11 protein-coding genes are annotated in these 13,123 nt (G+C 55.8%); 3 read left to right on the forward strand and 8 right to left on the reverse strand.

What is annotated here, in order from left to right; genetic code table 11:
* Window positions 1–62 precede the first annotated feature (62 nt).
* Complete coding sequence (locus tag AUQ42_RS03170; protein WP_068517516.1) at window positions 63–1,166, forward strand: HlyD family secretion protein; 1,104 nt, start codon at window positions 63–65, stop codon at window positions 1,164–1,166.
* Window positions 1,166–2,767: a DHA2 family efflux MFS transporter permease subunit gene (locus AUQ42_RS03175; RefSeq protein ID WP_068517517.1), complete on the forward strand. Its 1,602-nt coding sequence runs from the start codon at window positions 1,166–1,168 to the stop codon at window positions 2,765–2,767. The genes AUQ42_RS03170 and AUQ42_RS03175 overlap by 1 nt, the downstream gene beginning before the upstream one ends.
* Before the next feature lie 361 nt (window positions 2,768–3,128).
* Here AUQ42_RS03175 and AUQ42_RS03180 read toward each other — a convergent pair whose 3' ends face one another.
* The 8 genes from AUQ42_RS03180 to AUQ42_RS03215 all read right to left on the reverse strand — a co-directional run bounded on the left by AUQ42_RS03180 (window position 3,129) and on the right by AUQ42_RS03215 (window position 11,455).
* A complete protein-coding gene (locus AUQ42_RS03180) occupies window positions 3,129–4,109 on the reverse strand; it encodes an EamA family transporter (RefSeq protein ID WP_068517518.1) in 981 nt (326 codons plus the stop codon).
* Between the two features lie 218 nt (window positions 4,110–4,327).
* Window positions 4,328–5,176, reverse strand: a complete 849-nt coding sequence (locus AUQ42_RS03185; protein WP_068517519.1) for a carbohydrate ABC transporter permease — start codon at window positions 5,174–5,176, stop codon at window positions 4,328–4,330.
* Window positions 5,173–6,066 carry a carbohydrate ABC transporter permease gene (locus AUQ42_RS03190; RefSeq protein WP_068517520.1) on the reverse strand — a complete coding sequence of 298 codons (894 nt, stop codon included), beginning with the start codon at window positions 6,064–6,066 and terminating at the stop codon, window positions 5,173–5,175. The genes AUQ42_RS03185 and AUQ42_RS03190 overlap by 4 nt, the downstream gene beginning before the upstream one ends.
* 91 nt (window positions 6,067–6,157) lie before the next feature.
* Window positions 6,158–7,423 carry an ABC transporter substrate-binding protein gene (locus AUQ42_RS03195; protein WP_068517521.1) on the reverse strand — a complete coding sequence of 422 codons (1,266 nt, stop codon included), beginning with the start codon at window positions 7,421–7,423 and terminating at the stop codon, window positions 6,158–6,160.
* 16 nt (window positions 7,424–7,439) lie between these two features.
* Window positions 7,440–8,561: an ABC transporter ATP-binding protein gene (locus AUQ42_RS03200; RefSeq protein ID WP_068517522.1), complete on the reverse strand. Its 1,122-nt coding sequence runs from the start codon at window positions 8,559–8,561 to the stop codon at window positions 7,440–7,442.
* Complete coding sequence (locus AUQ42_RS03205; RefSeq protein ID WP_068517523.1) at window positions 8,558–9,343, reverse strand: DeoR/GlpR family DNA-binding transcription regulator; 786 nt, start codon at window positions 9,341–9,343, stop codon at window positions 8,558–8,560. Before AUQ42_RS03205 ends, AUQ42_RS03200 begins: the two co-directional genes overlap by 4 nt.
* 260 nt (window positions 9,344–9,603) lie before the next feature.
* Window positions 9,604–10,674, reverse strand: a complete 1,071-nt coding sequence (locus tag AUQ42_RS03210) for a cytochrome-c peroxidase (protein ID WP_068517524.1) — start codon at window positions 10,672–10,674, stop codon at window positions 9,604–9,606.
* A 196-nt stretch (window positions 10,675–10,870) separates the two neighbouring features.
* Window positions 10,871–11,455: a TIGR00730 family Rossman fold protein gene (locus AUQ42_RS03215; protein ID WP_068517525.1), complete on the reverse strand. Its 585-nt coding sequence runs from the start codon at window positions 11,453–11,455 to the stop codon at window positions 10,871–10,873.
* Window positions 11,456–11,853: 398 nt separating this feature from the next.
* Between AUQ42_RS03215 and AUQ42_RS03220 the strand changes: the two genes are divergently transcribed.
* On the forward strand, window positions 11,854–12,831 hold the full coding sequence (locus AUQ42_RS03220; protein WP_068517526.1) for a hypothetical protein: 978 nt from the start codon (window positions 11,854–11,856) through the stop codon (window positions 12,829–12,831).
* Window positions 12,832–13,123: the final 292 nt, after the last annotated feature.

The following is a 13,123-nucleotide window of genomic DNA, read 5'->3' on the forward strand; positions in this document are numbered from 1 at the left end:
ACTGATTGGTACCATAAAGACACAAATGGTACTGATCAATACCAAAAGGATTTACCAAGACGATGAGTGTGAAGAAAATCATTCTGCCCCTGATCGCAGCGGCGATTATCGGTGGCGGTGGATATTACGGGTTCTATTGGGTGACCGAGGGTCAGTACTTCGAAGGTACCGACAATGCCTATTTGCAGGCCGATGAAGTCGCCATTTCCCCAAAAGTATCGGGCTATGTCGGTGAGTTGGCGGTTGCCGAAAACCAGCCGGTGCGCAAGGGCGACCTGTTGCTGACCATCAAGGACGAAGATTACCGGCTTGAAGTTGCACAGGCGACCGCAACGCTTGAAGCCCGTCAGTCCGCGGTTACGACCATGGATGAACAGATCGCCTTGCAGGAAGCCGCAATCTCGCAGGCCGAGGCCAATCTGCGCATTGCCCAGGTCGAACTCGACCGCACGACAGAAGATTACGAACGCTACAAGGATCTTGTGCAAAAGGGTGCCGCCAGCCGTCAGAAATTCGACTATGCCAAGGCCGACCGCCAAAAGGCACAGGCACAGGTTGCTGCTGCCAATGCGACCCTGTCGGTTGAAAAAGGCCGGCTTGGTGTGCTGCGCGCACAAAAGATCGAGGCCGAACGCGCGGTAACCCAGGCCAAGGCCGCCCGCGATGTCGCGATGCAGGCCCTTGAAGATACCAAAATCTATGCACCGTTTAACGGGGTTGTCGGCAACCGGTCGGTTCAGACCGGCGCGCTGGTGCAGCCGGGTGAACAGCTTCTGGTTCTGGTGCCGCTGCCCGGTGTCTATGTGGTCGCCAATTTCAAGGAAACCCAGATCGAACACATGGCCCATGGCCAGAAGGTCAAGGTATCGGTTGATGCCTTCCCCAATGCCGATATCACCGGCACGGTCGAAAGCTTTGCCCCGGCAACCGGCGCGCAATTCAGCCTGCTGCCCCCGGAAAATGCCACGGGTAACTTCACCAAGATCACCCAGCGTGTGCCGATCCGTATTTCGCTTGATGACAGCAAATGGGCGGCCGCCCTGCGCCCCGGTCTTTCGGTGGTGGTCGATGTCGATACCCGCGATCCTGACGGGTCGCAGCATGTGGCGGGCAGTGGTCTTGCGCAGAATGTGCTTCCGGCAACGGAAGTATCGGAGCTTAACTGATGAGCAGTGCCACCAATACCGGTAACCCGTCGGCCATGCCCCAGGCGGGCGATCATACCGGTCATGTCGACCGGGCCAAGCTGATTGGCTGGGTGGCAATGGTTGTCGGTATGTTTCTGGCGATCCTTGATATCCAGATCGTGGCAAGTTCGCTTGAAAACATTCAGGCCGGCCTGTCGGCAAGCCCCGATGAAATCGGCTGGGTTCAGACAAGCTATCTGATTGCCGAAGTCGTGATGATCCCGCTTTCGGGGTTCTTGTCGCGGCTGATGTCGACGCGCTGGCTGTTTGTGATTTCGGCCATCGGGTTCACGGTGATGTCGGTGGCCTCGGCCTTTGCCTGGTCGATTGAAAGCATGATCTGGTTTCGCGCAGCCCAGGGGTTCCTTGGCGGGGCGATGATCCCGACCGTGTTTGCTACGACCTATATCATTTTCCCGCCTGAAAAGCGGAACACCGCATCGGTGATGATCGGGCTGATTGCCACCATGGCGCCGACCATCGGTCCGACCCTTGGCGGGTTTTTGACCCAGTCGCTTTCATGGCACTGGCTGTTTCTGATCAATGTGTTGCCGGGCCTTGCGATTGCCGCTGTGGTGGCGATGACGTTGCGCGTTGACCGGGGGGACCCATCGCTTCTCAAGGGGTTTGATCTTTGGGGGCTTCTGGCGATGGCGGTGTTTTTGGGCAGTCTGGAATATGTTCTGGATGAAGGCCCGAAAGATGACTGGTTTGATGAAACCGCGATCATCTATGGCACCATCGTATGCGTGATTGCCGGCATCTATTTCTTCTGGCGGATGTTTACCTATGACAAGCCGATTGTTGATCTGAAATCCTTTGCCGATCGCAATTTTACCATGGGCTGCGTGTTCAGCTTTACACTCGGCGTCGGGCTTTATGGCAGTGTCTATATCATGCCGCTGATGTTAAGCCGTGTGCGCGGTTATGACAGTCTTGAAATCGGCATGATCATGGCGGTGACCGGGATTGCGCAGTTCCTGTCGGCACCGGTCGCCGGGAAAATGACGGCCAAATATCCGCCGCGGGTGGTTCTTGGCATCGGGCTTGGTCTGTTTGCCACCGGTCTTGCCATGCATGGTTTCAATAACAGCGAAGTGTCGTTCAACGAACTGATCCTGCCGCAAATCGTGCGTGGTGCTGCTTTGATGTTCTGCATGTTGCCGGTGACCAATCTGGCCCTTGGGACCTTGCCGCCCGAAAAGATCAAAAATGCCAGCGGGCTTTATAACCTGATGCGCAATCTTGGCGGGGCAATCGGGATGGCGGCGATCAATACGCTGCTTGATAAGCGCATTGATTATCATTTCTCGCTCTTGTCCGAACATATCAATCCGGCCAGCACCGCCTTCAAGGAATATCTGGCCACCATGATGGCGCGTTATTCGGAAATGGGCATCGCCGATCCCAAGGCCGCTGCAATGAAATTCATCGTCAATCTGGTGACCCGCGAAGCATCGATCATTTCGTTTAACGATGTCTATCTTGCGATGGCGGCTACCTTCTTTATTGCCTTTTTGCTGTTGCCTCTTGCCCGTCCGCCGCGGGCAACTGCGGGTGGCGGTGGTGGCGCACACTGATCACAAAGGATCCAAAAAGCCGAAATCAGGCCGCACAAGCATTCCCCCGACCCCGCGAGCTTTTCCCGCTCGAGTGCGGCCTGGCCGGTCCCCGTCCCCCGGGGACCGGCATTTTTGTTCTGGAAATGGAAACACCCGGGTGGGGACCCGGGCGTTTCGACCTTTCGGGGGAGACTCCGAAAGGGACAAGATGCGATTGGCACGTAACGACCGGGGAAGTCGTTTGGTGCCACCCTGGGACAAGGCGATACGCATCTTGCAGGGATCAACAACACAAAAAGCAACAGGTCAAAACTGCGCCAAAAACCGTGCCAAAAAATGCGCCAAAAATGCAAAGGGATCGGGCCCCGGCCTTTTGGGGCTAGCCTGCATTTTCCGGTGTTGCGGCCGTCGCTGCGATCCGGTCCTGTGCCCTGCGTTTGGCCGCATGACGATGTTTCGATACTGTTATCTGAATAATCCCGATCATCACCAAAAGGGAAGAGATCCAGAACACACTGTCATGGGTCGGCATCGGGGTAAGCCCGAACTGTGCCGCGACCATTTCAAGACCAAGCAGCACAAAGGGCAGAACGCTGGTCGACAGGATGTATTTTTCAATGCCGGCGGTTTTGATCGATCGCAGCGACAGCACCATCGCCGGTCCGCGAAACAGGATCCCGATCAGAAGTCCGGCAATCAGCGTTTCGGTGCCAAACAATCCGCTGGTCGAAATATAGGGGATCGGCACCGGACTGATCAGGGCGATCAGGGGCGGCACAATCAGAAAGATCGATGCAGTAATCAGCAACAGCACCCCGGTAAAACGCAGATGCGCCCAGGTATCCTTGATCTGGTTGTCGGGATGAAGTTCGGCCAGAACCGATGATGAAATCGCTGTGATCTCGGATGCCAGCATCAGCAATACCGCAGGATTGCCAAACCCGCCCGGCAGATGCCAGGCCAGCCAAAGCGCCCCGCAAATCAGGATCGCATGACCAAACCATTCATATCGCCCGGGCGCCCGGCCCAGAACAAAGGTCGCGGCAAGGGCGGCCAACGGCATGCCGGTCTGGGACAAAATGCCGCTTTCCGGTGCGCTGATATATAAAAGCGACGCCGTCCAGGTAACCCCGGTCATGACACGCAGAAATCCATATGCCCAGTTGATCGGCAGGGTGAATTGCCGCCACGGGATGCTGCGCCCCGGTGCCAGAAGCACAAGCGCGATCCCGCCAAACACCAGCTGCCAGCAAGTCATGGCATAGGGATCAATATCAAAACTGGTAAGCGCAATGCGGTTGCATACCAGAAGCATGGCCCAGATGAATGTGGTGCCAAACAGCAGGAACAGGACAGGCATATGAAGAATTCTTAAAAATTATGATGGCGGGGATCATGATGCATGAATTGCACGTTTTTGACGACGGAAATTTAGTCCGACCAGAAGCCTGAGCAGAAGTCCGGCCAGAATCCTGTGGCGCAAAACGATGCCGCGATCAAAGCAAACCCCGCCGCGGCTTGGGGACGCGACGGGGTGTGGTGTCCTGTTTGTTTGACGGGGTCGGGGAACTGGCCCCCTTACCGGATGCCCGCACGCAGGAAGGCCTGAATGAACTGGCGCTGGAAAATCAGGAATGCGATCAAAAGCGGCGCGATGGTCATGATGGTCGCCGCACTGATCACCGAAATATCGACCCCGGTTTCCGGTGCGCCAAACAGCGACAGGCCGACGGTCAGTGGACGGGTATCTGGCGAATTGGTGACAATCAGCGGCCACAGGAAATTGTTCCAGTGTGTGGCGATGGATACCAGCGCATAGGCCAGATAGACCGGCTTGGCCGCAGGGACATAGACCTTCCACAAAACCCCCATCCAGCTGCATCCTTCGATCCTTGCCGCTTCTTCAAGTTCGACCGGCACGGATTTGAAGGCCTGACGTAACAGGAAGATGCCAAAGGCACTGGCCATATAAGGCAACCCGATGCCAAGGGCGGTGTCAAACAGGCCAAGCTTGGAAACAATGGCATAGTTTTCGACAATCAGGACTTCGGGCAGGATGAAAAGTTGCAGCAGAATGAGGATAAAGATCGTATCGCGGCCCTTGAATTCAAAGCGCGCAAAGGCAAATCCCGCCAGCGTGCAAAGCACCAGCTGCCCGGCAAGGATCAAAGTGACCAGAATGACCGTATTGGTGAAATAGCCAATCCACGGCACCGCATTCCAGACATAGGTAAAGTTCTCGAATGTCAGCGGATTGGAAAAATCCAGACCAAGTGCGGTGCCCGATGGCTGCAAGGCTGCCCATGTCGCAAACAGAAGCGGCGAAATCCAGACAATCGCCAGAACCCAGGCGCCAAGGGCATCAAGAACCTTGTCAAAATCGGGCAGGGCGCGTTTGGCAGGATGCGAAGCAAATGCAGTATTCATCGGTAATGGGTCCGTTTTTCAACCAGTCGGAACTGCGCAACGGCAACAAGGCCAAGTGCCAGAAGAACAAGGATGGTCATGGCAGCCGCGTGCGGGCTGTCGAAATAGGCAAATGCCATTTCCCAGATCCAGTACAGGATCAGTTTGGACGCATTGTTCGGCCCGCCCTTGGTCAGGATGAACAGATGGTCGATCAGTTTGACCGAATTGATCATCGCATTGACGAACACAAAGATCGTGGTCGGCATCAAAAGCGGTAAAAGCACACGGCGTGTATAGGTCCAGCGACCAGCCCCTTCGATTCGGGCGGCTTCACGCAAATCAGGCGGAATGGTCTGAAGGGCTGCCAGGTAAAAGATCATGAAAAACCCGGCCTCTTTCCAGATCGTCACCACAATCACCGCGGCAAGGGCGGTGTCGGGCTGCCCCAGCCAGTTGGTCGGCGACGCCCCGAAAAATCCGGTGATCTGATCAATAACCCCAAGATCGGGCGTATAGAAAAACAGCCACAAATTGGCGGCCGCAATCATCGGCAGGATGGTCGGGGTGAAATAGGCACTGCGCACGAATGATCGGGCGGGAATATAGGCATTGGCCCACAGCGCCATGATCAGCGCAAAAATGATCGAGACCGGAATGGTCACCCCGGCATAGATCAGATTGTTCCACACCACGGTCGCGAATGTCGGATCGGCAAACAGGTCTTGATAGTTTTCAAACCCGGCAAAAACCGACGGGCGGCGCGTCGTGCCCCGGGTAAACAGGCTGTGCCAGAATGTTGCAATGGCCGGGTAAAAGGCAAACAGGCTCATCAATGCCAGCGCCGGTGCCGCAAGCATCCAGCCATAAAGCGCAAGCCTTTGTTTTTGAAGTCTTGCCATGTCATTCATGGTCGGCACGTCCGTCAAAATGGATTAAGCAAAATCACAAACAAAAGTGCCGAAGCAGGCATTGGGGGCCCGCTTCGGCGTGCAGATCGGGTTAGTGGAACGCCCGAAGAAGACGGTTTGCTTCGGCCTGTGCACCTTCAAGGGCTTCTTTCGGTGATTTTTCACCGGTCAGAGCCGCCTGAATGGCATTGTTCAGTCCTTCGCGGACGCGTGCCGTGTCATAGGTCGAGAATTCCGGGATCGCGACTTCAAGCTGATCACGGGCAACAACGGCCTGCGGGAATTCGGCCGCATAGGATTTCAGGGCATCGGTTTCATAGGCGTCCGGCGTGACACCGACATAGCCCGTGGCAATCGACCATTCCGCCGCACGTTCCGGCGCGGTCATGTATTTGATCAGCGCAAGGGATGCTTCTTTCTGTGCATCGGTCGAGTTTTTGAACAGATAGAAGTTACCGCCACCGGTCGGAGAACCCGGCTGTTTGTGTTTCGGAAGCATCGCAACGCCGAAATCAAATTTGGCTTCGCGTTTGACAGCCGACAGGTTGCCGGTCGAATGCCACATCATCGCGGTCTGGCCCTGAACAAAGGCCTGACGAAGCGTACCCCATTCAATCGTGCCTTCGGGCATGATCTTTTCTTTGGTGGCAAGACCACGCCAGAATTCAAGCGCCTCGATCACGGCCGGGTCATCGAAATAGGTTTCCGTGCCATCCTTGCTCATCAGTTCCTTGCCATTCTGGATGGCAAAGCACTGGAACATCCAGTACGGATAACCGGTCGACGGCACCATGAGGCCCCATTTGCCGTCCTTTGAAAGGGCCTTGCCAGCCGACACCAGTTCTTCCCAGGTGGCCGGTGCGTGTTCGGGATCAAGACCGGCTTCGCGGAACATGTCCTTGTTATAGTACATGACAATGGTTGAACGCTGGAACGGGATGCCCCAGGTTTTGCCATCGACTTCACCATTGGCCATCAGTGCCGGATAGAACGAGTTGAGCCATTCCTTGTCTTCGGCGGTTTTGACAACATCATCAAACGGTACAATCAGGTCCTGTTCGATCAGGTCATAGACATCGATCGAGAACATGACCGAAAGCTGTGCCGGATCGCCGCTTTTAAGGGCGGAAACCGCGCGCAGACGGGTATCGTCATAGTTGCCGGCATAGATGGCATTGACTTTGACATCGGGGTTTTCGGATTCAAAACCTTCGATCATGCCGTCAATGACGTCGGTCAGCGGGCCGCCAACCGCGATCGGGTAATACATGGTCAGTTCGGTTGCGGCAAAGGCCGGTGATACCGCCGTTGCCATCAGTCCGGCCGCAAAGGCGGCACTGGTTACGATGTTCCGCATGGATTTGTTTTCCCTGTTACAAACTCGGAATTGCAGTGTCAGTGTCGAAGGAGGTATTTGGTTCGCGCGCTGTTTCGCGGGTCGCCGTCGGTGCAAGACGTTGACCGTCTTCGCCAAACCAGTGGGCCGCAGCGCCAGCCCAACTGAGCGAAACCTGTGTGCCCGGTGCGATATGGACCTGACCGGGCAGGCGGGCGGTGGCCCCGGATGTTCCGGGGATCGCGACATAGACAAATGTCTCTGCGCCCAGAAATTCACTGCCGGTCACCGTGGCGGAAATGCCCCACGCCTTCGTGCTGGTGTCTGTGCTCAGAACCAGGTCTTCGGGGCGGATGCCAAATGTCAGGCGCCCGGCATCGGTTTTTGGCGGAATAACCGCATCGGGAAGTGCAGAGGCCGGAAGCAACGCCATGGGCGGGCTTCCGACAAAACCGGCGGCAAAGGCCGTGGCCGGTTGCAGATAAAGATCGGCCGGATTGCCCGCCTGTTCGATACGGCCATCCTTCATCAGGATGACGATATCGGCCATGCTCATGGCTTCGGTCTGGTCATGGGTGACATAGACAACCGTAATGCCAAGGCGCTGTTGCAGATCGCGGATATCCTTGCGCACCGAATGGCGCAATTTGGCATCAAGGTTTGATAACGGTTCATCCATCAGACACAGCGGATGCCCGGCAACAATGGCGCGTGCAAGGGCAACGCGCTGGCGCTGGCCGCCGGAAAGTTCGGCCGGTTTGCGGTCTTCATATCCTTCAAGCCCGGTGACATTAAGCGCCTCGGTCAGGCGGGACTTGATTTCGTCCTTGCCGGTTTTGCGCACCTTAAGGCCAAAGATGATGTTTTCGGCAACGCTCAGATGCGGGAACAGCGCATAGGATTGAAACACCATCGACAGGCCGCGTTTTGACGGCGGAACGTTTGTGACATCCCTGCCATCAATGGCGATTGTGCCGTGATCTGCGGTTTCAAGACCGGCAATCAGACGAAGTGTCGTTGATTTGCCGCAGCCCGACGGCCCCAGCAACACGACAAAACTGCCGCGCGGAATGTCGATGGACAGATCATGGACCCCGTTGCCGCCGTTAAAAACGCGCGAGACGGACCTGATCTGGATGAAAGGCGTTTGGGCAGTCATTTTGAAGTTTCGCTTTTTGCAATTTGCAGACGGGCGCGGACGTCCTGACGGTTGAACAGCGGGTCGAACACCCCGCCGGGAATGCCATCGACAACAATCACGTCCGGGTCGGTGATATGTCCGCCCTTGGCCGGGGCCGGGCGGCCGAATTTCGATTGATCGGCAACAAGGATGGAATTGCGGCAATTGCCGGCAATGGCCTGACGCAACGACACTTCGCGATGGTCAAAGTCGGTCAGCGTGCCATCGGGTTCGATGCCGCCAACCCCGAACAGGCCGTAATCGACCTTGTAATTGTTGAACATCGTTTCGGCATCGGGGCTGATGACGTCACGATCAGGCAGGCGCAGCGTCCCGCCGGGAATGACGATCCGGTTGCCGGTATTGTTGCCAAGGGCCATGGCCGCATTGAGATTGTTGGTAATCACCGTCAGATGACGATGTTCAACAAGGTTCAGCGCGACGAGTTCCAGCGTGCTGCCAATCCCGATCAGGATCGATGCCCCGTCCGGGATCATATTGGCGACATGAAGCGATATGGCGTGCTTGGCGGCGATATTGGTGACCTGGCGACTGTCATAGGACAGGTTCATGCCCGGTTCCCCGGCATATTCAACACCGCCATGGCGGCGGCGCACCAGATTGGCATCGCTCAGCATATTGACGTCGCGGCGGACCGTTTGCGGCGTGACGTCAAAGTGGGCCGCCAGCTTGTCGATCGAGGCAAAGCTGTCACGGCGCAGAATGTCGATGATGTCGCGTTGTCGTGCAGAAATATTCATTTGATCGTTCAATTTGTTGCTTTGAACATGAAAACGATCATACGCGGCTTCGTTGTCACTAAGATTTCAGAAGCATGACATTCATATGAATGTTGCCAGAACCCGTTGAATTGGCGGAATTATGCGGATTTTTAATGCCTGTTGTGCGAATGCGCCCGCCGATTGTGCGGGTGAACATAAAAAAAGGCCGCCTTGCTGCGGGCGGCCTTGAGGTTGCCGGATCGGATGACAACCGATCCGGGCTCTGGGGGACGTGATGATCAGTTCGCGATCATCGCTGCGGGTTTCGGGGTTGTCGGGCTGCTGACCGGCAAAACCGGATATTCAACGCTTGGCGTTTCCCCGGTCAGGGTGTGCAGGAAGGCGGTAATGGCCTGAACTTCGGCATCATTCAGTTCCGTGCCCAGCTGGGACGAACTCATGATTGCGACCGCCTGTTCAAGGTTCCAGACCTTGCCGGAATGGAAATAGGGGGCGGTCAGGGCAATGTTGCGCAGCGGCCCGGCCCGGAAGACATAGTCATCGGTCGCCGTCTGGGTAACTGCAAACCGTCCCTTGTCATCGGGCGGCAGGATTTCGGCCCCGGGCTGTTCGACAACGCCGAACGGATAATAACCGGTGCCGCCGACATTCACCCCGTTGTGACAGGATGCGCAGCCGGTATCGATGAACAGTTCAAGCCCGGCCAGTTCGGTTTCGGTCATTATGGTGTCATTGCCTTCAAGGAACTGGTCAAACCGTGATGCCGGGGTGATCAGGGTTGCCTCGAATGCTTCGATCGCCATTGCCATATTGTCAAAGGTGACCGGGTCGTTCTGTCCGGGGAAGGCGGCATTGAATTGTGCGACATATTCGGGCATCGAATTCAGAACCGTCACAACCCGCTCGGGTGTGCTGGCCATTTCGACCCCGGCCTGAACCGGGCCCTTGGCCTGTGCTTTGAGGTCTTCGGCACGACCGTCCCAGAACTGGGCTTCGTTAAAGACGGCGTTGTAAACCGTCGGGGCGTTGCGCGGGCCTTTCTGCCAGCCATGCCCGATCGATGTTTCAAGATTGTCATCGCCGCCCATGCCAAGATTGTGACAGGTATTGCACGAAATGATTGCGCTGGCCGACAGGCGCGGATCAAAAAACAGCTTCTTGCCCAGATCGACTTTTTCACGGGTCACGGCATTTCCGGCGATGGCGGGAACCATCGATGGAATGACTTCGAAATAGTCTTTGGCACTTTCGCGGAGCTGGGCGGGATCAACGGCAAATGCGGCATTGCTGATGCCAACCAGTGTGCCGCCAGATATCAGGATCGTCGCGAGAAATTGATGCGGTCTCATGTTCTCTCTCCCAATTGGTGGAGAAAGTACAAGATCAAATTCTACGTCGGCGTGTGGTGATTTACATCAATATTCAGAAAATTATTTAATATCAACAAGTTAGTTGAAATTTGACTAAATCGAGATTTTACGGCTTGTTCTTGTAATATCACGGATATTGCCAATGGACCGCAACCGGCCCATTGGCATGACCGGATCAGAAAAGCTTTTCGCGCGGGTCGAATTTCGGTGCCGGTTCGGCCGAAAGCTGTTCAAAGATTTCATCAAGCGTGTTGGCGACGGTATAAAGATTCTTGTGGCTTTCGCGGGCAAAGCCTTCGTCAATGATGCCGTCAATCATGTCAAAGCACTTGTCCCAATACCCAAGTGCATTCAGGAACACCATCGGTTTGTCATGAATGCCAAGCTGACGCAGGGTCATGGCTTCGAATGCTTCATCAAGGCTGCCAAGACCACCGGCCAGCGTCACGAAGGCATCGGAACGACGGAACATTTCAACTTTGCGCTGATGCATGGATTTGCAGACAATCAGTTCCGAAAGCCCGGTATGACCGACTTCGATATCATGCAGATGTTCGGGGATGATCCCGATCACTTCGCCGCCATTTTTCATGACGCCGTCGGCAACAGCCCCCATAAGGCCGATACGGCCCCCGCCATAAACCAGCGCGATGCCCCGTTCAGCCATCATTTTGCCAAAGGTGATGGCATTTTCCATATGCTGGGGATTTTTCCCGTTCGAAGCGCCGCAGAATACACAGATTGATTTTACTTTAGTCATGGCGACCTGCCTTTTGTTTCTTGTTTCGCAGGTAGCGGGGCGATTTTGGTGCTGTCGCCCCGTACGGAATTTGAACATAGCCGATCAAATCGCCAAGAGGTCAGGAATTTCCGCATGACAGCAATTTAAATTTCAATGACGCTATTGCGCCGTATTTCCGTTGCTTTTGTTTGTCACAACGGCCCGGCCATCCGGCAATCTGGTGAAACGACCCGGCGATCGGGCGAAACCATCCAGCGTAACGAGCTGATCGCGCGCGCTGCTTGTTCTGTGCGGAATTCGCACGAGAGTTAACAAGTTATGAACCTGATTGTGGGATGGGTAATGCTGTGCACATCATCGTGCCCGGCAAAAGCAACAGATAACCAACCAACGAAAAGAAGGCAGGATCGCCCACCGTGTTTGTCGACAATCCCTTATTACTTGCCATTCTGGTATCGGGCATTATTGCCGCGGTTCTGATGCTTGCGCTGTGGCTTGGCCTTGAACGGGCGGTGGCGCGCCGTCTTGTTCTGGGCGCGATTATTCCGGCGGTTGCGGTTGCCGTGCCAGCCGCAATCGGGCTTCCCGATACTGCGCGCGGGGGTGTCGGGGCGGCGTTGCTGATGCTGGTTCTGGGCGGTGTCTGTGGCGCGATCCTTGATTTTTCGCGATTGTCCGAACGGGTATGTCTGGTGGTTTCGGCGGTATTGCTGTTGTTGGGGGCATGGCTGGTGCTTGCTGCCCCGATCAGCGGGCTTTCCTATCATCCGGGCGGGATCAAGATCCTGGCATGGTTGGCCTTTCTGATAATTGGCGGCTGTTTCCTGTGGGTGACACGCCCGGACTTTGATCAGGATGACGACCCTTCCGACAAACCGGCAAAGGGCAAAAAATCCAAGACGGCCAAAACCCGAAATACCAAATCATCGACCCAGGATGCCGGTGCGGATCCCGCGGGCGATGCCAAGCCCGGCCCGGTTGCGATGCTTATGACGCTGGCATTGGGGCAGGGGATCATTGCCCATGAATTCGGCCTTGGCCAGCATGTGGTGTTTCAGGCCGCCTTGTGGATCGCACTGGTGGTTGCGCTGGTGTCGGAAAAGGCCGCCCCGCAATATCGTGCGACGGTGTGGCTGGGCGTTGTCGGGGCCCTGATGGCCAGTGCGGCGGCGATGATGATCCTGATGCCGGCATCATGCTTTGCCTTTGCGGTGTTGTTGCTGGTGGTGTCGGCCGGGCGCGGTGCAGCCCGGCTTGGCGCGCTGGTGCCTGATGCCAATCCGGCACAGGCCGTGCTGGTGCGCAGCGTGATCCGGTTCGGGGTGCTGGTTCTGCCCCTGATCATGACGGCACTGGTTGCCTATGTCGCAGCCCAGATGGCCAGCAGCCTGTAATCCGGATCCGGGCGGTGGCGCGTGACCGGCGATTGATGATTGCTGTGGCGATTTGACTGATTAAGCATTCTGTTATTTAAGCAAACAGACTGATTCTATTCATCTTTACCTAACGGTTGCGCGATATCGTTTGTTCGTTACGTTATGGAAACTGTGATCTGAAAGTAGTACAAGTTTCTAATTAACGCGTCCAAAGGGGTTGTTTGAGGGGAATATGGCAAGCAATTCCAACGATTTGGCCGCGACCATGGGGGTAAAACCCTGATAACATAAACATCGTTCAAGGATATTT

The organism is Thalassospira sp. MCCC 1A02491 (genome assembly GCF_001613785.1).
GTDB lineage: Bacteria > Pseudomonadota > Alphaproteobacteria > Rhodospirillales > Thalassospiraceae > Thalassospira > Thalassospira povalilytica.